Source organism: Yersinia bercovieri ATCC 43970 (genome assembly GCF_013282745.1).
Lineage (GTDB): Bacteria > Pseudomonadota > Gammaproteobacteria > Enterobacterales > Enterobacteriaceae > Yersinia > Yersinia bercovieri.
Genome location: NZ_CP054044.1, coordinates 2,672,103 through 2,694,557, shown reverse-complemented (window position 1 = coordinate 2,694,557; position 22,455 = coordinate 2,672,103). Strand labels below are relative to the sequence as shown.

Here is a 22,455-nt window from a genome sequence, read left to right as displayed (position 1 = left end):
CATATAATCCAACAAGCCCGGCCCGGAAACAACCGTTTGTTACCGCAAACAAAACAAAAAACGGGAAGAGATTGCTCTCTTCCCGCTGCTTTGATGAAAACTTAGGTCAGGTGCTCAGGAGTTCAGCACTCCGGTGAACTGATTATTTGCCACGAATCTCAAACAATTGGCTTTGACCGGCGACCACAGTGTCACCTGCCAGAAGCGAGATACCGGCGTAATCATCAATATTGCTAACCACAACTGGGCTAATCATTGAGCGCGCATTGGCATTCAGGTAAGCCAGATCCAGCTCCAGCACTGGCTGACCGGCAACCACAGTGGCACCCTCTTCAACCAGGCGGGCAAAGCCCTGACCATTGAGTTTCACCGTATCAATCCCGATATGAACCACAATTTCAGCGCCGGTTTCAGTCTCCAGACAGAAGGCATGGTCAGTATTGAAGATTTTAACGATGGTGCCGTTGGCCGGAGAAACCACCATTTTATCGGTAGGACGGATGGCAACACCCTCACCCACAGCTTTACTGGCGAAGGCTTCATCAGGAACCTGTTCCAATGCCACCACCTCACCGGTAATAGGCGAAACCAAGACTAATGAAGCGGTTTTCGCGCTGTTAATGACCGCCTGAGGCTGGGCCGCAGCAGGTGCAGCAGTGCTGCTTGCCGCAGGAACCGGGCCACCCGCTAACACGGCACGCATGGCTGAAGCAATCAGTTCCGCACGAGTACCGACAATCACTTGCACACTCTGTTTATTCAGACGAATCACACCTGACGCCCCTAAACGCTTCGCCACATTGTCATTAACCAATGCAGAGTCTTTCACGTTCAAACGCAGGCGAGTAATACAGGCGTCGATGCCAGTCAGGTTATCTGAACCACCAATAGCACCGATATAGCGACGAGCCAGGCCATTGATTTCACTTTCGTTAACCGCAGGCGTGTTATTTACATTCACGTCATAACCATCCTCCTCGCTACCCTCAACCGCCAGTTCACGGCCTGGTGTCAGCAAGTTGAATTTCTGGATAGTGAAACGGAACACCACGTAGTAAATGGCGAAGAACACCAAACCTTGTGGGATCAGCATGTACCAGTGTGTCGCCAGCGGGTTACGGGATGAGAGCACCATATCCACCAAACCGGCGCTGAAACCAAAGCCCGCGATCCAATGCATACTCGCAGCGATGAACACGGAGATGCCGGTCAGCACGGCGTGGATGAAGTACAGCACTGGTGCAACGAACATGAAGGAGAACTCAAGTGGTTCAGTGATACCGGTGAAGAAGGCGGCAAACGCCCCCGCCAGCATGATACCTGCCACTTTCGCTCTATTTTCCGGACGTGCGCAGTGATAAATCGCCAATGCCGCACCCGGTAAACCAAACATCATGATTGGGAAGAAACCGGCCTGATAACGACCAGTGATACCCACTACCGCTTTACCGGCGTCGATAGACTGTTGGCCACCCAGGAAGTTAGGAATATCGTTAATACCGGCAACGTCAAACCAGAACACCGAGTTCAGGGCATGATGCAGGCCGACGGGAATCAATAAACGGTTGAAGAAGGCATAGATACCCGCGCCCACAGAACCCATATCTTTGATGTATTCGCCGAAGGTCACCAATGCGTTATAAATCAGCGGCCAAACGTACATCAGGATGAAAGCGACAACAATCATCAAGAAAGAGGTCAGAATCGGAACCAGACGGCGGCCACTGAAGAAGGAGAGCGCTTTTGGTAACTCAACGCTGCTAAAGCGGTTGTACAACTCAGCGGAGATGATACCTACCAGGATACCCACAAACTGGTTGTTGATTTTGCCGAAGGCTGCTGGAACCTGATCAACCGGGATCTTTTGAATCATCGAAACCGCAGCTGGCGAACACAGCGTGGTTAAGACCAGGAAGCCGACAAAGCCGGTCAGTGCAGCAGCACCATCTTTGTCTTTTGACATACCGTAAGCCACACCAATGGCGAACAGCACGGACATGTTGTCGATAATCGCGGCACCGGATTTGATAAATAATGCTGCTAGCGCATTATCACCCCCCCAGCTAACGGGGTCGATCCAATAACCAACACCCATCAATATTGCAGCCGCAGGCAGCGTGGCCACAGGGACCATCAAAGCCCGGCCTACTTTTTGCAAGTAACTAAGAATATTCACTTTTCCCCCTATTCGTCCGATATCGGACCCTTTAAGTAGTTTATTTATTTTTACTCACTACCTTTTAGAAAAACGCATTGCACACTTTTATTTATTCACCGCATGTATGACTCATTGTGGAGTGTAAAAAAATTATTTCGTAACGCAAATTAAAACCCCCTATTTTGTGATAAATGTCACCAAAAACCAGTGAAAAAGCATCAATACACTAGCCAGGATACAAAACTTATTTTATCATTCGAAAAATGAACAAAGCATTGTACCAGCGCATGAGTCAAAATCTGAGTTACGCTTAGCTGGATGACTCAAACCGCGTAGAGTATAGCCACTATTAGCAATCCTAAGAGGTGCACGATGAGACTTATCCCACTGAAAAACACCACAGAAGTTGGTAAATGGGCAGCACGTCATATAGTTAACCGTATTAATGCGTTCAAACCAACTGCTGAGCGCCCGTTTGTTTTGGGTCTGCCAACCGGTGGTACACCGATGGAAGCTTACAAACACTTGGTCGCGATGCATAAAGCCGGCGAAGTCAGCTTCAAAAATGTTGTTACGTTCAACATGGATGAGTATGTCGGCTTGCCGCAAGAGCACCCGGAAAGCTACTACACCTTTATGCACACTAACTTCTTCGATCATGTTGATATCCCTGCCGAAAACATTAACTTGTTGAATGGTAACGCGCCGGATATCGATGAAGAGTGCCGTCGTTACGAAGCGAAAATTAAGTCTTACGGCAAAATCAACCTGTTTATGGGGGGTGTCGGCGTTGACGGCCATATCGCCTTTAATGAACCCGCCTCCTCTCTGGCTTCCCGCACCCGTATCAAAACTCTGACGCAAGAAACCCGCATCGCTAACTCACGCTTCTTTGGTGGTGATGCAAATCTCGTGCCTAAATATGCACTTACAGTGGGTGTGGGTACATTGCTGGATGCGGAAGAGGTGATGATTCTGGTGACCGGCCACGGTAAAGCTCAAGCGCTACAAGCCGCTGTTGAAGGTAGCATTAACCACATGTGGACCATCAGTTGCCTGCAACTGCATGCCAAGGCCATCATGGTGTGTGACGAACCTTCCACTATGGAATTGAAAGTTAAGACTGTAAAATACTTCCATGAATTGGAAGCTGAAAACATCAAAGATCTTTAATCGTTATCAGGGGGCTAAGATGTACGCTTTAACTCACGGCCGTATTTATACCAGCCATGAAGTATTGGATAATCATGCTGTAGTCGTGGCTGATGGATTGATCGAACGTATCTGTCCTGTCGATGAACTTCCGGCTGGTATTGAGATACGCGATTTGGGTGGTGCCATTCTGGCCCCCGGTTTTATTGATGTTCAGTTGAATGGTTGCGGCGGCGTGCAATTCAATGACTCTCTTGAGGCCATCTCAGAAGAGACGCTGGATATCATGCAGCGCGCTAATGAAAAATCAGGTTGCACCAGCTTCCTGCCAACACTGATTACTTGCAGTGATGAATTTATGAAGCACGGCGTTGATGTCATGCGCTCATACCTGCAAAAAAACCAGCATCAAGCACTGGGCCTGCATCTGGAAGGGCCGTATCTTAACCCGTTGAAGAAAGGCACCCACAATCCGGCGTTTATCCGTAAACCTAGCGCCGAAATGATTGATTATCTCTGTGCCAATGCTGATGTGATTACCAAACTCACTCTGGCACCAGAAATGGTTGATGCAAAATATATTCAACAGCTAACAGAAGCGGGCATTTTAGTTTCTGCGGGTCACTCAAATGCCACCTATAAACAGGCCCGTAAAGGGTTCGCCGCCGGTATCCGCTTTGCGACGCACCTTTATAACGCAATGCCGTACATTACGGGGCGTGAGCCAGGTTTGATCGGGGCAATTTTTGATACGCCTGAGGTTTATACTGGCGTTATCGCGGATGGTCTGCATGTTGATTGGGCCAATATCCGTAGCGCAAAACAGCTGAAAGGTGACAAGCTGGTTCTGGTCACCGATGCCACCGCGCCGGCAGGAGCTGAAATTGATCAATTTATTTTTGCTGGTAAAACAATATACTATCGCGATGGCTTATGTGTGGATGAGAATGGCACACTAAGCGGTTCGGCACTGACGATGATCGAAGCGGTTCGAAATAGTGTTGAGCATGTTGGCATCGCGCTAGATGAAACATTGCGCATGGCGACACTTTATGCGGCCCGCGCCATTGGCGTGGATAAGCAGTTAGGAAGTATTGAAGTCGGCAAAGTAGCCAACCTGACTGCCTTTACCCGCGATTATAAAATCACTAAAACCATCGTTAACGGTAACGAGGTTTTAAAATAAGCGAGTAATTTTATTGATGAGCACCGGCGGACAGTCACAAATTGGTAATGTGGATCTTGTGAAGCAACTCAATGGTGCCGTAGTTTATCGGCTTATTGATCAGCAAGGCCCGATTTCGCGCATTCAGATTGCCGATCTCAGCCAGCTAGCCCCCGCCAGTGTCACCAAAATTACCCGCCAACTGTTGGAGCGCGGGCTGATCAAAGAGGTCGATCAGCAAGCCTCCACCGGTGGTCGCCGCGCTATATCCATCGTCACAGAAAACCGTCAGTTCCATACCATTGCCGTCCGTCTTGGCCGCCATGATGCCACCATTACCCTGTTTGATATGAGCGGCAAGTCACTGGGTGAAGAGCACTATTCGTTGCCCGAACGCACGCAAGAAACACTGGAACATGCACTGTTCAATATCATCAGCCAGTTTATTGAAGCTTATCAGCGCAAATTACGTGAACTGATCGCCATTGCCGTCATCCTCCCTGGGCTAGTCGAGCCAAGCAAAGGCATCGTGCGCTATATGCCCCATATCAGTGTCAGCAACTGGCCATTAGTCGAAAATCTGCAAAAACGGTTCAATGTCACCAGCTTTGTGGGTCATGACATTCGCAGCCTGGCACTGGCCGAGCACTATTTTGGTGCAACCCGTGACTGCGAAGACTCCATATTGGTTCGCCTGCACCGAGGAACCGGAGCTGGGATTATCGTCAACAGCCAGATCTTCTTAGGCAGCAACGGCAACGTGGGGGAGATCGGCCATATCCAGATAGACCCCCTGGGTGAGCGCTGTTATTGCGGCAACTTTGGTTGTCTGGAAACCGTCGCCTCCAATGCGGCAATTGAAAACCGTGTGCGTCACCTGCTCACACAGGGCTATCCAAGTAAGTTAACACTGGATGATTGTCATATTGGTGCTATTTGCAAAGCGGCTAATCGGGGTGATTTACTGGCCAGTGAAGTGATTGAGCATGTGGGTCGCTATCTGGGCAAAGCCATCTCTATCGCCATCAACCTATTTAATCCGCAAAAAGTCGTGATTGCTGGTGAAATCATCGAAGCCGACAAAATTCTGCTTCCTGCCATTCAGGGCTGTATTAACACGCAAGTGCTGAAAAACTTCCGCCACAATCTACCGATAGTCACCTCGCAACTTGACCATCAATCCGCAATCGGTGCTTTTGCTCTGGCGAAGCGCGCCATGTTGAATGGTGTCTTGTTGCAGCGCTTGTTAGAAAACTAACCCGCTGATAAGGAAGTTGCATGGTCGATCCCCTAATCGACCATGTTATAGTGACTCATTACCGCGCTAAAAGAGTAAGTTAAACAATGACAATTAAAAGCGTTATATGTGATATCGATGGTGTGTTGCTGCATGACAATAAAGCGATAGCCGGGGCCAATGATTTTTTGGCTCGCGTACAAAATGCCGGAATGCCACTAGTTATCCTAACCAACTACCCATCACAAACCGCACAAGACCTGGCTAACCGTTTTATCACCGCAGGGCTTGATGTGCCGGAAAGTGCGTTTTACACCTCAGCCATGGCCACTGCTGATTTCCTGCGCCGTCAGGATGGTAAAAAAGCCTATGTCGTTGGCGAAGGGGCATTAGTTCACGAATTGTATAAAGCGGGCTTTACCATCACGGACATCAATCCAGATTTTGTGATTGTCGGTGAAACTCGCTCTTATAACTGGGATATGATGCATAAAGCCGCCTATTTTGTCGCCAATGGCGCACGCTTTATTGCCACCAACCCAGATAGCCACGGCCACGGTTTCGCGCCAGCCTGTGGTGCGCTCTGCGCCCCGATTGAGAAGATCTCTGGTCGCAAGCCATTTTATGTTGGTAAACCTAGCCCGTGGATCATCCGCGCCGCACTGAATAAAATGCAAGCACATTCAGAAAGCACCGTTATTGTGGGTGATAACTTGCGCACTGATATTCTGGCGGGTTTCCAGGCGGGTCTTGAGACGATTTTGGTTCTGTCCGGTGTTTCAACCTTGCCAGATATCGAAGCCATGCCATTCCGCCCGAGTTACGTTTACCCTTCTGTTGCCGAAATCGATATTATCTAATCCCTGCTGGCGGCGATGGCCGCCACGCCCTTTTGCCTCTCACTCCCTTTTTTAGTGCAATGCACCAAAGTTTCTTGCCATTTCTCCCTGTTTTAGCGCATTTTCTTTGTATACACCGCCGCCGTGCCAGCTATTGCGCTAAAACAGTAGCAGAGTAAATTGGCGTGTTTTTTGCATCTATTTAGGACATACAGCTTAATATTATTCGGATGACTGCATCGTCATGGGGCATAGCTTGCATCAATCACAAGCAACTGTGCGCACAACAGTTCCAGCGATGAACGACTCAAATTCAACATCATCACCGCCAAAGCAGAGAAGTTAGGGAGATTATTATGTGTTCTATTTTCGGGGTCCTCGACCTTAAAACCGACCCCATTGAACTGCGCAAAAAAGCGCTGGAAATGTCACGTTTAATGCGCCACCGTGGACCGGACTGGTCTGGTGTGTGGGCAAATGATAAAGCAATTCTCGCTCACGAACGTCTATCCATTGTTGACGTTAATACCGGCGCCCAACCTCTGCTTAATGAGGCGTGCACCCATATTCTGGCGGTCAACGGTGAGATCTATAACCATCAGGCATTGCGTCAGCAATATGGCGACCGATACGCATTCCAAACTGGCTCAGATTGTGAAGTTATTTTGGCGCTGTATCAGGAGAAAGGGCCTGAATTCCTTGATGATCTGCAAGGTATGTTCGCTTTCGTCTTATACGATACCGAAAAAGACGCTTACCTGATTGGCCGTGACCATCTGGGGATTATCCCGCTATATATGGGCCACGACGAACACGGCAACATGTATGTCGCCTCTGAAATGAAAGCACTGGTTCCAGTTTGCCGCACCATCAAAGAGTTCCCGGCGGGCAGCTATCTGTGGAGCCAGGATGGCGAAATCCGCGAATATTATCATCGCGACTGGTTTGATTTCGATAACGTAAAAAACAATGTTACCGATAAAGTACAACTGGCTAACGCATTAGAGGACGCGGTAAAAAGTCACCTGATGTCTGACGTCCCTTATGGCGTGCTGCTGTCTGGTGGCTTGGACTCCTCCGTTATCTCGGCTATCACCAAAAAATTTGCTGCCCGTCGAGTCGAAGATGATGAACGCAGTGAAGCCTGGTGGCCACAACTGCACTCTTTCGCCGTGGGTTTGATTGGCTCACCGGATTTGCGTGCAGCGAAAGAAGTCGCTAACCACTTAGGCACTGTGCACCATGAAATTCATTTCACCGTGCAAGAAGGTCTGGATGCAATTCGTGATGTGATTTATCACATTGAAACCTATGACGTCACCACGATCCGCGCCTCGACACCAATGTATCTGATGTCCCGTAAAATCAAGGCGATGGGCATTAAAATGGTGCTGTCTGGCGAAGGTTCTGACGAAGTATTTGGTGGTTACCTCTATTTCCACAAAGCGCCAAACGCCAAAGAGTTGCATGAAGAGACCGTGCGTAAGTTGCTGGCCCTGCATATGTTTGACTGCGCCCGCGCCAATAAAGCGATGTCCGCCTGGGGCGTTGAAGCCCGAGTGCCCTTCCTGGATAAGAACTTCCTCGATGTTGCGATGCGTATCAACCCGCAGGACAAAATGTGCGGCAATGGCAAAATGGAAAAACATGTCCTGCGTGAATGTTTCGAATCCTATTTGCCACACAGCGTTGCATGGCGTCAGAAAGAGCAATTCTCCGATGGCGTGGGGTATAGCTGGATTGACACATTAAAAGAGAAAGCCGCTGAGCAAGTCACTGATCAACAGATGGAAACTGCTCACTTCCGTTTCCCGTACAACACGCCATCGTCAAAAGAGGGTTATCTGTATCGCGAAATTTTTGAAGAGCTGTTCCCGCTGCCAAGTGCGGCTGAGTGTGTTCCTGGCGGCCCGTCAGTGGCGTGTTCATCAGCTAAAGCTATCGAATGGGATGAATCATTCAAAAATATGGATGACCCATCAGGTCGCGCGGTAGGTGTCCATCAGGACGCTTATAAATAACTGAATTAAATTACGGATAATCAATCTATCCGTCTCAACATTACTGCTAGCAAGGTCGCCTTTGGCGGCCTGAGGTTATTGACAAAGTGCTGGTTGCGGAGAGAACAGCTAGATCGTAAAGACGCCGTAAATCCTTCCCTGGAGGCTCGAGCCGCGCCATCCCTGGCGCGGACGCTTTACTCGTCTACCCGTCCTCTCCATTCCAGATCGCGTCATCGGGGTTTGTCAGCAGTCTGAGGTCGCCTTTGGCGGCCTTGCTTTTTATGTGAGATAAGCCGTCTGCGGTCAAATACTCAGAATCTCGCCAATGACCCCTTTTGCTGGCAAATTCAATAATTAATTACCATTTTCGTTCATTTAATCACCAGACTGTTCACAAGCCAAACAAACGAACCCTTTCAGCCCTTTTTCGGGAAAAAATTAGTTGACGCAATTCGGCCATATACGCATAATGCGCCCCGCAACGCCGATGAAGGTAATGCGAAAAAAGATGGCTACGTAGCTCAGCTGGTTAGAGCACAGCACTCATAATGCTGGGGTCACAGGTTCGATTCCCGTCGTAGCCACCATCTTTTTGCGGGAGTGGCGAAATTGGTAGACGCACTAGATTTAGGTTCTAGCGCCGCAAGGTGTGCGAGTTCAAGTCTCGCCTCCCGCACCATTATTCGTTCATCGGTTTGTCACAGCGGATGGGATATCGCCAAGCGGTAAGGCACCAGGTTTTGATCCTGGCATTCCCAGGTTCGAATCCTGGTATCCCAGCCATCTCTTTTGATGGTGAGTTGTAGACAGCAAGGTTGTGGTGTAACAAAAAGATTTGTATTTCAGTTGGGATATCGCCAAGCGGTAAGGCACCAGGTTTTGATCCTGGCATTCCCAGGTTCGAATCCTGGTATCCCAGCCATACAATTTCTTAAGAATAAAGATTTTAGGATGGCTACGTAGCTCAGCTGGTTAGAGCACAGCACTCATAATGCTGGGGTCACAGGTTCGATTCCCGTCGTAGCCACCATCTTTTGGGGTATCGCCAAGCGGTAAGGCACTGGATTCTGATTCCAGCATTCCGAGGTTCGAATCCTCGTACCCCAGCCAAATTTAGAAAAGCTCGCTTCGGCGGGCTTTTTGCGTTTTAGATTTCCCCCCTTATCCTTGCGGTATAACTGAGCCGGGCCATAGAGCAGTGACCCGCCCCCCGTAATCTTGCGCTCAACGTCAAAAGAGAGAACCAAAATTATTAGGTTGCAGACAAGCCTCAACGACGCTATCCCAAGCGGTGAGCGGTGAAACTTTAACAACCGAAATCAGTCGCCCTACAACCCCAATGCATACTTCAATGCATGTTCCTTCAGTTTGCCCGCGCGTTGAGCCGCCATCAGCGCTAAATTACGTACAAACTTCACTGGCGGTAGATCATTGCTAAAGGCGGTGTAAAACAGATCCATACCACTTTGCATAATCAGATTATCGGTACGTCGGCGGCGCTGGTAACGCAGTAATACCTGTTCACTATGCCAAGGTTCCGCCACTTCACGGGCCTGATTCAACACATTAAGCAGCGCATCAACATCTCGATACCCCAGATTAACCCCCTGCCCGGCTAGCGGATTGATGGTATGGGCGGCATCTCCTAGCAAGGCTAACCCCGGCTGTACATAGTGCTGCGCATGACGACGAACCAGCGGGAAAGAGCCAGCGGCGATCGCCTTAACAGCCCCCAAGCGGGATGGGAAGGCTGCCGCTATCTCCTGATTCAATTGCACCATCGGCATCGCCTGAAGCTGGCGAATACGTTGTGGGCTGTCATACCAGACCAACGATCCCCAGCGATCAAACAGCGGCAGGAAAGCACGAGGGCCAGAGGGGGAGAACTGCTGCCAGGTGGTCTCTTGCTGAGGGGTATCGGTCTCTACCGTAATCAGCATACAGGAGTGGCGATATTGCCAACCACTGGTGCCAATACCCACTAAACGGCGCACCAGAGAGTTGGCACCATCAGCGCCTATCACTAAATGGCCCTGTATCTCTTGCTGTGCATCTAACGTGATTTTCCAGTAGTCATCTACTCTGACCATAGTTTGCAGCCGTGACGGGCACAGCAACGTCAAATTGTGGCACTCTGCCATCTGTTGCCACAGTGCTAACTGCAAAACTCGGTTTTCAACCATAAAACCCAGTTCAGGTAACGAGAGTGATGCTGCATCAAAGATAACTTGCGAGCCAGGCTGCTCCCAGGTCTCCAGCCGACGATAGGGGGCATAGCGCATCTGTTGCACCCTTGACCAGACTCCGAGCTGCTTGAGCAATGCCACCGAGGTACAACCAATGGCGGAAACCCGTAAATCCGGCACGCTATTGGCATCAAACGGAGCCGGTGCCTCATGCTCCAATAGCGCCACTGACCAGCCAGTTTGTGCCAGCCCTAACGCCGCAGCTGCACCTACCATGCCGCCACCGACGACCACAACATCATAATTTGGTTGCGATTTATTCATTTTAGTTGTGCTTTAAAAGTTAAAATCGTACTTGCATAGGCAAGTATTCTGTTTGTCATGAGTGTACCGGATTTTTCACCCTGCATCAGAATAAGTAAGCCGTTATGCGGTGGTCATCGCACCGGCAAATGACTACAATATCCTTTAACGACTGAGCCTTTACGCTAACCACGACTCAATTGCGGGGCACCACTCTCGCTTGCAGACACTGCACAAAATGCCACGCGATGTGATTTTTATGATGAATAATCTAATGACTAAAAAACTGCACATCAAAACCTGGGGCTGCCAGATGAATGAGTATGATTCATCTAAAATGGCTGATTTGCTGGCCAGCACCCATGGTTACCTCTTAACAGAGACTCCCGAAGAGGCCGATTTACTGCTGCTGAATACCTGCTCAATTCGCGAAAAAGCCCAAGAGAAGGTCTTCAGTCTGCTGGGGCACTGGAAATTACTAAAAGAGAAAAATCCCGAACTGATCATTGGTGTTGGCGGTTGTGTAGCGTCACAGGAGGGGGAGCATCTGCGCCAGCGCGCGCCCTGCGTCGATATTATTTTCGGGCCACAAACCCTGCATCGCCTGCCAGAGATGATTAACCACGTCCAGGGTAGCCACAGCTCAGTGGTGGATATCAGCTTCCCTGAAATTGAAAAATTTGACCGCCTGCCAGAGCCTCGCGCCGAAGGCCCGACCGCCTTTGTCTCTATCATGGAGGGCTGTAATAAGTACTGCACTTTCTGCGTGGTGCCATACACCCGTGGCGAGGAGGTCAGCCGCCCAAGTGACGATATTCTTTTTGAAATCGCGCAGTTAGCAGCTCAGGGTGTGCGGGAAGTCAATCTGCTCGGCCAGAATGTGAATGCCTATCGTGGCGCCACCTATGATGGTGATATCTGTAGTTTTGCCGAGCTATTACGCCTGGTTGCTGCCATAGACGGCATTGATCGCGTGCGCTTTACCACCAGCCACCCGATTGAATTTACTGACGATATCATTGATGTTTACCGTGATACCCCAGAGCTAGTGAGCTTCCTGCATCTGCCCGTACAGAGTGGTTCTGACCGTATTTTGACCATGATGAAACGCGCCCATACTGCGCTGGAGTACAAAGCTATCATCCGCAAACTGCGTCAGGCGCGACCCGGCATCCAAATTAGTTCTGATTTTATTATCGGTTTCCCCGGTGAAACTCAGCAAGATTTTGAGCAAACCATGAAACTGGTGGCGGATATCCGTTTTGATACCAGTTACAGCTTTATTTACTCTTCGCGCCCCGGTACACCAGCGGCAGATCTGCCAGATGATGTGTCGGAAGAGGAGAAAAAACAGCGGCTACATATTCTGCAACAGCGCATCACTCAACAGGCGATGGAGATCAGCCGCGAGATGATTGGCACTGTGCAGCGCATTCTGGTGGAAGGCCCCTCCCGTAAAAATGCCATGGAGCTGGCCGGTCGCACTGAAAATAATCGGGTGGTGAATTTTGAGGGGACACCGAGCATGATCGGTCAATTCGTTGATGTGGAAATTATTGACGTTTATGCCAGCTCACTGCGCGGTATCTTGCGGCGTACCGAACAGCAGATGGATCTGCGAGTTCATGAGTCACCGCAATCGGTTATTGCACGCACACGCAAAGAGAATGAGATTGGCGTGGTGCAGTATCAACCCTGATAGTGAACGCCCTGATCCCCAATTATGCGAGTTAACTCGCATCAGTAGGCGCTGCATTGTCAGTGCCTATTTTATTTTGGTGTGAGGCTGCGCAGATTCAGACTTTTTAAGTTGCACCACCCAGCAACCGCTATTTGAATAGGCACGGAAAGCCGCAAACTTGCGTCTGCGTCGTGTACCATGAATAATTCCCAAATGACATGTATGATTGACGTTATATCGATAAATGATATACCCAGAGGAACGCAGTGACTCAGAGAAACAGTTTGCACGTAGTGACACAAGAGATCTTGCTGGAACCCGCCGATAATCAGCGCCTGCTGAGTTTATGCGGCCCTTTTGATGACAACATTAAGCAGTTGGAGCGCCGATTAGGGATCGAAATTAATCGGCGTGATAATCGCTTTAAGTTAGTCGGTAAGAGTATCTGCGTGGTTGCCGCGGCAGATATCCTGCGCCATCTGTATGTTGATACCGCCCCGATTCGGGGGGTTATCCCAGATATCTCGCCAGAAGATATCCACCTCGCGGTGAAAGAGAGCCGGGTGCTGGAGCAAACCGCCGAAAGTGTGCCGGATTACGGCAAGGCGGTGAATATCCGCACTAAACGTGGGATGGTCAAACCGCGCACACCCAATCAGGCGCAGTACATTGCCAATATTCTCGATCACGATATCACCTTCGGCATTGGCCCAGCCGGTACCGGCAAAACCTATCTGGCGGTTGCCGCAGCGGTCGATGCACTGGAGCGCCAGAATGTGCGGCGTATCTTGCTGACCCGACCGGCAGTTGAAGCGGGCGAAAAGCTGGGCTTCTTACCCGGTGACCTGAGCCAGAAAGTGGACCCTTATCTGCGCCCACTGTATGACGCCCTGTTTGAAATGCTGGGCTTCGAGCGGGTTGAGAAATTGATTGAACGTAACGTAATTGAAGTCGCGCCGCTGGCCTATATGCGGGGTCGTACTCTGAATGATGCATTCATCATTTTAGATGAGAGCCAGAACACCACCATCGAACAGATGAAAATGTTCCTGACCCGTATGGGCTTCAACTCCAAAGCGGTAATTACTGGTGATATCACGCAAACTGACTTACCGCGCCACCAGAAATCGGGCTTAAGCCACGCCATTGAGGTGCTGTCTGGGGTAGAAGAGCTGAGCTTTAACTTCTTCCATAGCGAAGATGTGGTGCGCCACCCAGTGGTCGCACAAGTGGTTATCGCCTATGAAGCCTGGGAAGCTGCGGAACAAAAACGCAAAGATGCCATTGCCGAACAACGTAAGCGGGAAAATCATACCCCGTCTGAGCAGGAGGCTCCGTGAGCCAAGTGATACTCGATTTACAAATTGCCTGCGCCAATAGCCAGGGTTTACCCACAGAAGCCGATTTTCAGCAGTGGCTGGAAGCCGTGCTACCTCAGTTTCAAGAGGTCTCGGAAGTCACCATCCGCCTGGTGGATGAAGCAGAAAGTCATCAGTTGAATCTGACCTATCGTGGCAAAGATAAATCGACCAATGTGCTCTCTTTTCCGTTTGAGGCCCCGCCTGAAATTGAACTGCCACTATTGGGTGATTTAATCATCTGTCGTCAGGTTGTTGAGCAAGAAGCTGTCGAGCAAGAGAAAGCACTATTTGCTCATTGGGCGCATATGGTTGTTCACGGCAGTCTCCATCTGCTAGGGTATGACCACATCGTTGACGATGAAGCAGAAGAGATGGAGTCGATTGAGACTGAAATCATGCAGAGCCTGGGTTACCCAGATCCCTATATTTCAGAGAAAGAGTCCGACTAAACCGTCAGCCGCGTGAATTTACCGCGGCTGAAATGATGATCACTTAATATGGGTAAACTTAACTAAAACGCCATGAGCGACGACCACTCACAAAACAATGATAGCCCCAGTCCCAAGAAAGGGTTCTTTACTCTTATCCTTAACCAGTTATTCCACGGTGAACCTAAAAACCGCGGCGATCTGGTAGAGCTTATCCGTGATTCTGAACAGAACGATCTGATCGATCCCGATACCCGAGACATGCTGGAAGGCGTGATGGATATCGCCGAACAGCGCGTACGGGACATCATGATCCCCCGTTCTCAGATGGTCACATTAAAGCGTAATCAAACGCTGGATGAGTGTCTGGATGTGATTATTGAATCTGCTCACTCCCGCTTTCCAGTGATCAGCGAAGACAAAGATCACATCGAAGGTATCCTGATGGCCAAGGACCTGCTGCCGTTTATGCGCACAGATTCTGAGCCATTCAGCATTGATAAAGTCTTACGGCCGGCGATTGTGGTGCCAGAGAGTAAGCGTGTCGATCGGATGCTGAAGGAGTTCCGTTCTCAACGCTATCACATGGCCATTGTCATTGATGAGTTTGGTGGCGTTTCAGGGCTGGTGACCATTGAAGATATTCTTGAGCTGATCGTAGGCGAAATAGAAGATGAGTATGACGATGAAGAGGACAGAGATGTCCGTCAACTCAGCCGGCACACCTATACGATCCGTGCGCTGACCCAAATTGAAGATTTCAATGAAGTGTTTAACACCCATTTCAGTGACGATGAAGTGGACACTATCGGTGGTTTGGTCATGCAAGCGTTTGGCCACTTACCTTCCCGAGGTGAAACCATTGAAATTGAAGGTTACTTATTTAAAGTTGCCATGGCGGATAGCCGACGTATCATTCAGGTTCACGTAAAAATCCCGGATGATGCTCCGCAACCCAAACTGGAAGAATAAATCCTCGATGCCTATTGCTTCATACCTTCAACGCCAGTGGGTTCGCGCCCTACTGGCGCTATTTTTTGGCGCCTGCGGTACGCTGGCCTATTCGCCATTCGATCACTGGCCGGCGGCTATCGTTTCGCTATTTGGCTTACTCAGCCTGACACTGAATCGCAGCACCAAACAAGCCGCATTTATTGGTTTTTGTTGGGGGATGGGGCAGTTCGGCACCGGTATTAACTGGGTGTATGTCAGTATTGCCGAATTTGGCGGTATGCCGACGGCAATCAATATCTTCCTGGTGGTACTACTCGCCGCATATCTGTCGCTCTACACCATGCTATTTGCCGGAATATTAGCGCGCATCTGCCCAAAAGCGACCTGGTGGCGGTTAGCCATTGCCGCACCGGTAGTGTGGCAACTGACTGAGTTCCTGCGCGGCTGGGTGTTGACCGGCTTCCCGTGGCTGCAATTTGGTTACAGCCAGATTAATGGCCCACTACAGGGGATCGCGCCGATTCTCGGTGTTGATGGCATCACATTTATGTTGATGGCAATCAGCGGGTTACTGGTCTATGCCGGCTATCAACGCCGTGTCACTGCTGCGCTGATTGCGCTGGCGCTGCTGTTGCTGCCATGGCCGCTGCGCCAGTTGCACTGGTTCACACCAGAGCCTGAACGCGCGGTTAATATTGCGATGGTGCAGGGTAATATTGCTCAGTCAATGAAGTGGGACCCCAAAGTCCTGCTGACCACGCTACAAATTTATCTGGATGAAACCCGCCCGTTTATGGGGAAAGCCCCCATTATCATCTGGCCGGAGTCGGCCATTCCCGATATTGAAACCGATCAAGCCCCCTTCCTGACTATGGTCGATAGCTTGATGCGGGCAAATCACAGCAGCCTGATTACCGGGATTGTTGATGCTCAACGTCGTCCAGAGGGCACGGGTTACCACTTCTTCAACAGTATCATTGTGTTGGGGGGTAAAGAGCCATACCAATATCCAACCCGCAATCGTTATAGCAAACACCACCTGGTTCCCTTTGGTGAGTTTGTGCCGCTGGAGTCCCTGCTGCGCCCATTGGCCCCATTCTTTGATTTACCGATGTCATCATTTAGCCGTGGGGGTTACGTACAACCACAGCTCAATGTCGCCGGATTTAACCTAACGGCCGCCATCTGCTATGAAATCGTGCTGGGCCAGCAAGTAAGGGATAACTTTAACCCTGATACCAACTTCCTGCTGACTATCTCAAATGATGCATGGTTCGGTCACTCTATTGGCCCCTGGCAGCATTTCCAGATGGCACGTATGCGGGCGCTAGAATTGGGCCGCCCTTTGCTGCGCAGCACTAACAATGGTATTACTGCGGCAGTTGGCCCCAGTGGTGAAGTGCTGGCGCAGCTGCCGCAATTCACTCAGCAGGTGCTTGAAGTGAAAGTCACGCCCACGACAGGTATCACACCTTACGCCCGTTTTGGCTCATGGCCGCTGTGGATCATCACACTGGTTCTTGGGGGATTAACCCTCTATCGTGCGCTGCGCTGCCGCGCTGACAAGAAGTGCCAGGCTGATAAAAAATAGCGCCTCGTGCGGGCATGTCATCAACATGCCCGTAGCCTCACTTTTGCTCCCCCACTGTCGGTATTGCGAATCGTTATCACGGCTGTTATCTTGCCGTCTGGTACAAATAATTAGCATGATTTGCAATTTGAGAGCCTTATGTCACTGAATCCTGAATTTATCCTCACCACCGAAGCGCAATTAAATGAGCATTACGCCGCTCCTAATAAAAATGTACTGAAAAAACAAATAGATCACATTGATGATTACGCCAAAAAGCTGATCGCCGCTGCGCCTTTTGCCGTGTTGGGTACACTGGGTGCCAATGGGATAGACTGCTCGCCAAAAGGCGGGGAGCCGGGCTTTATCCATGTACAGGACAGCAAAACCTTGATGCTGCCAGACCGTGCGGGGAATAACCGCCTGGATGGTATCCGCAATCTGCTGCATAACCCGTTTATCGGCATTTTGTTCCTGATCCCAGGCTGGACGGAAGGTTTTCGGGTGAATGGCCGCGCAAAAATTTCGGTTGATCCGGCGCTTTGTGAGCGCTTTAGCCAAAACGGCCACCCTGCCCGCACTGTCTTAGTGATTGATGTGGATGAGGTATTTATCCATTGTGGCCGCGCAATCACCTTTGCCGACTTGTGGAATCCTGAAAAACATGTGGGGAAAGAAGATATTCCAACGGCATTAGAGGTATTTAAGGCCCATCTGGCACTCAATAATCATCAGTTAAGCTGACCCACAATAAGCAGTCGCCACCTGGGCACTGACTCATTAGCCTTCCTCCGATTTATCGCCGATAGCCCTCAATAAGCAGGGCTTTATCCTGCTGGTATCCCTGCGACTGGCACAGACCTTGCATTGTTTCTAATCATAATGTGTTAACTATCGGCAAATACCGGTCAACCATTTAGCTATTGTAGGGTATTGCCGCAGTAGGCACACAAAGGTTAGTTTCGAATGAAGGATCGCGGTTTTTCGCCCGCACATTTATAGGGCGCATTACGCACCACTACAGTGCATGGATGTTTTGTTGCCTCTATTTGGTGCGATTTGCGTCTCAAAAAACAAACATTTATTCATCATTTGCATAACAATTTGCTATTTTTTAAAGATAATCTGATACAAGTAACAGCGAAAATCGCGTGTTGGCCAACAAAACATCGGTGGTTGTACCACCAAAACGAAACAAACCGATTTTTCGCCTAATAACATTTAGCTGCACACCGTTTTTTGTACGATATTTTTGTATGACATTGTTTTTAAACACAACATTAAGCAATAAAACAACAGCAAAGGAGTTGGACCATGCATATGCGTAAATTGGCGTTAGCGCTACTGTTAGCTGGGATGGCAAGTGGCGTAGCCCAAGCAGAAGAAGCGGCAGCACAACCCGCAGCGAAAGCGGAAGCCTCCGTCGATACTCTGAAGAAGATTAAAGACAGTGGCGTTATCGTGGTGGGTCATCGTGAGTCTTCCGTTCCCTTCTCTTATTATGATAATCAGCAGAAAGTGGTGGGTTATGCACAAGATTATTCTGATCTGATCGTTGATGCCGTTAAGAAAAAACTTAACGCGCCTGATTTGCAGGTAAAACTGATTCCGATCACGTCACAAAACCGTATTCCACTACTGCAAAACGGCACCTTTGATTTCGAGTGTGGTTCTACCACCAATAACCTGGAACGTCAGCAGCAAGCTTCGTTCTCTAATACCATTTTTGTTGTCGGCACCCGTTTGCTGACCAAAAAAGGTTCTGAAGTTAAAGATTTCAAAGACTTGGCAGGTAAAACTGTCGTGGTCACGTCCGGAACCACATCTGAAGTTCTGCTGAATAAGTTGAATGAAAAAGACAACATGAATATGCGTATCATCAGCGCCAAAGACCACGGTGACTCTTTCCGCACATTGGAGAGTGGTCGCGCAGTCGCCTTTATGATGGATGATGCATTGTTAGCTGGTGAACGTGCCAAAGCGAAGAAACCAGACCAATGGGATATCGTCGGCACCGCGCAGTCTCAGGAAGCTTACGGCTGTATGTTGCGGAAAAATGACCCCGCGTTCAAAGCACTGTTGGATGAAACCATCGCCACCGCACAAACTTCGGGTGTAGCGGAGAAGTCATTTGACCGCTGGTTCAAAAATCCAATTCCACCTAAAAATCTTAACCTGAATTTCTCACTGTCTGATGAAATGAAGGCGCTGTTCAAAGCACCTAACGATAAAGCATTGAACTAACAATAATAATCAGGGCGGGCACTGCCTGCCCTACTGATTGATGATGGACCGATTGGGATACAGGATGCGGGGTGGCCGTTCCCCACTCCGCATTTTTTTGTTCACCCTCGGGAGGCCGCAACGCATTGAATCATCAGTCATCAGGATGGCTTATCCATCCTCTTAAGGGAGTTCGTTATGTCAATAGACTGGAACTGGGGCATTTTCTTGCAAGCTGCCCCTTTCGGCAATACCACCTATCTCGGCTGGATTTGGTCCGGCTTTCAAGTCACCATCGCGTTGTCACTGTGCGCATGGGTGATCGCCTTTTTCATCGGCTCGCTGTTTGGCATTTTAAGAACTGTACCCAATCGAATTCTGTCAGGAATAGGCACCTGTTACGTTGAACTATTTCGTAACGTCCCCTTGATTGTACAATTCTTTACCTGGTATCTGGTGGTCCCGGAGCTGTTGCCAGTTGACATCGGCATGTGGTTTAAAAGTGAGCTGGACCCCAATATACAGTTCTTCCTCTCTTCCGTGATTTGCCTTGGCTTATTTACTGCCGCACGGGTTTGCGAACAGGTACGGGCAGGGATCCAATCACTGCCTCGGGGTCAGAAAGCGGCCGGTCTGGCAATGGGGTTAACCCTGCCACAGACTTATCGTTATGTTTTATTGCCTAATGCTTACCGGGTGATTATTCCCCCGATGACCTCAGAAATGGTTAATCTGGTTAAAAACTCAGCGATCGCCTCAACAATCGGTCTGGTGGATATGGCGGCACAAGCGGGTAAATTGCTGGATTATTCAGCTCACGCTTATGAGTCCTTCACCGCCATCACTCTTGGTTATGTGCTGATCAACGCCGTGATCATGCTGGTGATGCGATTAGTTGAGAAGAAAGTGCAGTTACCCGGCAATCTGGGGAGTAAATAATGTACGAATTTGATTGGAGTTCTATCGGCCCCAGCATTCCTTACCTACTGCAAGGCTTGGTTGTTACCGCCAAGATAACCCTGACCGCTATCGTATTTGGGATTATCTGGGGGACAGTTCTGGCGGTAATGCGCCTGTCACCGATTAAAGCCATCAGCTGGTTTGCCACCGTCTATGTCAACGTGTTCCGCTCTATTCCGCTGGTGATGGTGCTACTGTGGTTCTATCTGGTGGTCCCGAGCTTATTACAAAATGTGCTGGGCTTATCACCAAAAACTGATATTCGGTTAATCTCCGCCATGGTAGCCTTTTCGCTGTTTGAAGCGGCCTATTACTCAGAAATTATCCGTGCGGGTATCCAAAGTATCTCCCGTGGGCAATCTTCTGCCGCTCTGGCGTTGGGCATGACACAAGGCCAGTCGATGAGATTGGTTATCCTGCCCCAAGCTTTCCGCGCCATGGTGCCGCTGCTGTTAACTCAGGGAATAGTGTTATTTCAGGATACATCACTGGTGTATGTCCTTAGCCTGGCCGATTTCTTCCGCACCGCCACCAATATTGGCGAGCGGGACGGGACTCGGGTCGAAATGGTGCTGTTTGCCGGTTTGGTTTATTTCGTTATCAGTATTGCCGCATCGATGCTGGTTAACTATTTGAAGAAAAGGACTGTTTGATGATTTCCCTGAAAAATGTTTCTAAGTGGTACGGCCACTTTCAGGTGCTGTCTGACTGCACCACCGAAGTTAAAAAAGGTGAGGTCGTGGTGGTCTGCGGCCCTTCTGGCTCAGGTAAATCAACCTTAATCAAAACCGTGAACGGGCTGGAACCTATTCAAAAAGGCAGCATTACGGTTAATGGTATTGGTGTGAATGATAAAGGGACCAATTTGGCGCAGTTGCGTTCCAAAGTGGGCATGGTGTTCCAACATTTCGAACTCTTCCCACACTTGTCGATCATTGAAAATCTGACACTGGCGCAAATCAAAGTGTTGGGCCGCGATAAAGCCGCAGCCCGTGAAAAGGGCCTGAAACTGTTAGAGCGTGTCGGCCTGACTACCCACGCCGACAAATTCCCTTCTCAGCTATCGGGTGGCCAGCAGCAACGTGTGGCGATTGCGCGCGCACTCTGTATGGACCCCATCGCTATGCTATTTGACGAACCGACTTCAGCCCTTGATCCAGAAATGATCAATGAAGTGCTGGATGTGATGGTCAAACTGGCACTGGAAGGGATGACCATGATGGTGGTGACCCACGAGATGGGCTTTGCCCGTAAAGTGGCTAACCGGGTTATCTTTATGGATGAGGGGAAGATCGTCGAAGACAGCAACAAAGATGATTTCTTTAACAACCCAAAATCTGATCGCGCCAAAGACTTCCTGGCAAAAATTCTGCATTAATTGCTGTACTGCCCCTCCTCAACTGAGAGAGGGGCAAATCCTACTTCGCAGGGCTAAGGCTGGAATGGTCGGCGATTGAATTGGTCATGACCACATTTTGGGCAGAGCGGCAGCACTTCTGGGGTATAGAAGGCCAGGTGGTGATGGCACTTTTCACAGACCAAATTCCCTAGCCCGACCACCTCACCGCTGTGATAAACCCCATGGTGGCTGACATCTTTAAACACTTCACGCCACTCTAGCTGAGTTTTATCGGTGATATCAGCCAACTCCTGCCATAAGCTCTCTTTAATGACCCGCATAAAGACGCTGTCACTGAATTCATCCTTGCTCTCTTCATAGCTACGTGCAAACTCCTCCAGATCACGGCGCACCGCCTGAATTATCTGCTCAACTTCACTGCGGGTTAACTCTTCAACGGCATCCAGCCGCTGTTCAGCGCTGTCCACCAGCTTATCGATATCACGTTCACCATTTTTCAAGCGTTCAGTCAGTGATGTCACTAACTCGCGATAATATTGAGCTACCTTGTTCATATTGTCTCCTCGATCCACGGGTGTGATAAAGCACAGTTGTGATGAAGCAAAGTTGTGATGAAACAAAACAGTCAGCAGGCGAACTCCCTACAGCTGGTGACTCTCTGACTTTTGGGTTTCAAGCCTGTTACTTAGATAATAAAGTTAACGTTAATAATTTTAGTCGTAAATGACTAAGGTCACTGTACCCGCAGGTTGTTTCTCCCCCACTTTGGTGATTTCTGCCATCCACTACGCAGAAAAAACCGTCTGTGGGGTGCTGAGTGTTGTTGCCGCTGCCGCTTATCGGCTATGCTATGCGGATCTCTCTTTATGATATGA

At 49.5% G+C, this 22,455-nt stretch carries 19 protein-coding genes and 6 tRNA genes; 22 read left to right on the top strand and 3 right to left on the bottom strand.

Features of this window, described 5'->3' with window-relative positions; genetic code table 11:
- Positions 1 to 142 precede the first annotated feature (142 nt).
- On the bottom strand, positions 143 to 2,176 hold the full coding sequence (nagE, locus tag HRK25_RS12165; protein WP_032898496.1) for an N-acetylglucosamine-specific PTS transporter subunit IIBC: 2,034 nt from the start codon (positions 2,174 to 2,176) through the stop codon (positions 143 to 145).
- A gap of 354 nt (positions 2,177 to 2,530) precedes the next feature.
- Here nagE and nagB point away from each other — a divergent pair, with 354 nt between their 5' ends.
- The 11 genes from nagB to HRK25_RS12110 all read left to right on the top strand — a co-directional run bounded on the left by nagB (position 2,531) and on the right by HRK25_RS12110 (position 9,664).
- Entirely contained in the window at positions 2,531 to 3,331 is an 801-nt protein-coding gene (gene nagB / locus HRK25_RS12160; RefSeq protein WP_005277154.1) for a glucosamine-6-phosphate deaminase, read from the top strand.
- 19 nt (positions 3,332 to 3,350) lie between these two features.
- Positions 3,351 to 4,496, top strand: a complete 1,146-nt coding sequence (gene nagA, locus HRK25_RS12155) for an N-acetylglucosamine-6-phosphate deacetylase (protein ID WP_005277157.1) — start codon at positions 3,351 to 3,353, stop codon at positions 4,494 to 4,496.
- Positions 4,497 to 4,512: 16 nt separating this feature from the next.
- A complete protein-coding gene (gene nagC, locus HRK25_RS12150; RefSeq protein ID WP_005277160.1) occupies positions 4,513 to 5,733 on the top strand; it encodes a DNA-binding transcriptional regulator NagC in 1,221 nt (406 codons plus the stop codon).
- 86 nt (positions 5,734 to 5,819) lie between these two features.
- Positions 5,820 to 6,572, top strand: a complete 753-nt coding sequence (locus HRK25_RS12145) for an HAD-IIA family hydrolase (RefSeq protein WP_005277163.1) — start codon at positions 5,820 to 5,822, stop codon at positions 6,570 to 6,572.
- A 335-nt stretch (positions 6,573 to 6,907) separates the two neighbouring features.
- Positions 6,908 to 8,572 carry an asparagine synthase B gene (asnB, locus tag HRK25_RS12140; protein WP_005277166.1) on the top strand — a complete coding sequence of 555 codons (1,665 nt, stop codon included), beginning with the start codon at positions 6,908 to 6,910 and terminating at the stop codon, positions 8,570 to 8,572.
- A 492-nt stretch (positions 8,573 to 9,064) separates the two neighbouring features.
- A tRNA-Met gene (locus tag HRK25_RS12135) sits at positions 9,065 to 9,141 on the top strand.
- A gap of 7 nt (positions 9,142 to 9,148) precedes the next feature.
- Positions 9,149 to 9,233 (top strand) — tRNA-Leu (locus HRK25_RS12130).
- 29 nt (positions 9,234 to 9,262) lie between these two features.
- A tRNA-Gln gene (locus HRK25_RS12125) sits at positions 9,263 to 9,337 on the top strand.
- A gap of 64 nt (positions 9,338 to 9,401) precedes the next feature.
- Positions 9,402 to 9,476, top strand: a tRNA-Gln gene (locus HRK25_RS12120).
- A 31-nt stretch (positions 9,477 to 9,507) separates the two neighbouring features.
- Positions 9,508 to 9,584: transfer RNA gene (locus tag HRK25_RS12115), tRNA-Met, on the top strand.
- A 5-nt stretch (positions 9,585 to 9,589) separates the two neighbouring features.
- Positions 9,590 to 9,664 (top strand) — tRNA-Gln (locus tag HRK25_RS12110).
- 218 nt (positions 9,665 to 9,882) lie between these two features.
- Here the strand turns inward: HRK25_RS12110 and ubiF are convergent.
- Positions 9,883 to 11,064, bottom strand: coding sequence for a 3-demethoxyubiquinol 3-hydroxylase (gene ubiF, locus HRK25_RS12105; RefSeq protein WP_005279090.1), 1,182 nt, complete (start codon positions 11,062 to 11,064; stop codon positions 9,883 to 9,885).
- Positions 11,065 to 11,317: 253 nt separating this feature from the next.
- Here ubiF and miaB point away from each other — a divergent pair, with 253 nt between their 5' ends.
- The 10 genes from miaB (at position 11,318) to HRK25_RS12055 (ending at position 21,598) form a co-directional block, all read left to right on the top strand.
- A complete protein-coding gene (miaB, locus tag HRK25_RS12100; RefSeq protein ID WP_032898956.1) occupies positions 11,318 to 12,742 on the top strand; it encodes a tRNA (N6-isopentenyl adenosine(37)-C2)-methylthiotransferase MiaB in 1,425 nt (474 codons plus the stop codon).
- Positions 12,743 to 12,990: 248 nt separating this feature from the next.
- The gene (locus tag HRK25_RS12095; RefSeq protein WP_172676376.1) at positions 12,991 to 14,064 is read left to right on the top strand and encodes a PhoH family protein; all 1,074 of its coding nucleotides are present in this window, start codon (positions 12,991 to 12,993) and stop codon (positions 14,062 to 14,064) included.
- Entirely contained in the window at positions 14,061 to 14,534 is a 474-nt protein-coding gene (ybeY, locus tag HRK25_RS12090) for an rRNA maturation RNase YbeY (protein WP_032898946.1), read from the top strand. The genes HRK25_RS12095 and ybeY overlap by 4 nt, the downstream gene beginning before the upstream one ends.
- Before the next feature lie 72 nt (positions 14,535 to 14,606).
- Positions 14,607 to 15,485, top strand: a complete 879-nt coding sequence (corC, locus tag HRK25_RS12085; protein ID WP_004873307.1) for a CNNM family magnesium/cobalt transport protein CorC — start codon at positions 14,607 to 14,609, stop codon at positions 15,483 to 15,485.
- 7 nt (positions 15,486 to 15,492) lie between these two features.
- On the top strand, positions 15,493 to 17,058 hold the full coding sequence (gene lnt, locus HRK25_RS12080) for an apolipoprotein N-acyltransferase (RefSeq protein ID WP_005279098.1): 1,566 nt from the start codon (positions 15,493 to 15,495) through the stop codon (positions 17,056 to 17,058).
- A 138-nt stretch (positions 17,059 to 17,196) separates the two neighbouring features.
- Positions 17,197 to 17,781 carry an MSMEG_1061 family FMN-dependent PPOX-type flavoprotein gene (locus HRK25_RS12075; RefSeq protein ID WP_005279099.1) on the top strand — a complete coding sequence of 195 codons (585 nt, stop codon included), beginning with the start codon at positions 17,197 to 17,199 and terminating at the stop codon, positions 17,779 to 17,781.
- Positions 17,782 to 18,351: 570 nt separating this feature from the next.
- Positions 18,352 to 19,281, top strand: coding sequence for a glutamate/aspartate ABC transporter substrate-binding protein (locus HRK25_RS12070; RefSeq protein ID WP_005279100.1), 930 nt, complete (start codon positions 18,352 to 18,354; stop codon positions 19,279 to 19,281).
- Between the two features lie 177 nt (positions 19,282 to 19,458).
- Positions 19,459 to 20,199 (top strand): amino acid ABC transporter permease, encoded by a 741-nt coding sequence (locus tag HRK25_RS12065; protein WP_004873312.1) that lies wholly within the window; start codon positions 19,459 to 19,461, stop codon positions 20,197 to 20,199.
- On the top strand, positions 20,199 to 20,873 hold the full coding sequence (gltK, locus tag HRK25_RS12060) for a glutamate/aspartate ABC transporter permease GltK (RefSeq protein WP_032898950.1): 675 nt from the start codon (positions 20,199 to 20,201) through the stop codon (positions 20,871 to 20,873). Before HRK25_RS12065 ends, gltK begins: the two co-directional genes overlap by 1 nt.
- A complete protein-coding gene (locus tag HRK25_RS12055) occupies positions 20,873 to 21,598 on the top strand; it encodes an amino acid ABC transporter ATP-binding protein (RefSeq protein WP_004873313.1) in 726 nt (241 codons plus the stop codon). The genes gltK and HRK25_RS12055 overlap by 1 nt, the downstream gene beginning before the upstream one ends.
- Positions 21,599 to 21,651: 53 nt before the next feature.
- Here HRK25_RS12055 and HRK25_RS12050 read toward each other — a convergent pair whose 3' ends face one another.
- A complete protein-coding gene (locus tag HRK25_RS12050) occupies positions 21,652 to 22,134 on the bottom strand; it encodes a zinc ribbon-containing protein (RefSeq protein WP_005279103.1) in 483 nt (160 codons plus the stop codon).
- Between the two features lie 169 nt (positions 22,135 to 22,303).
- Here HRK25_RS12050 and HRK25_RS12045 point away from each other — a divergent pair, with 169 nt between their 5' ends.
- A complete protein-coding gene (locus tag HRK25_RS12045; protein ID WP_005279105.1) occupies positions 22,304 to 22,450 on the top strand; it encodes a hypothetical protein in 147 nt (48 codons plus the stop codon).
- Positions 22,451 to 22,455: the final 5 nt, after the last annotated feature.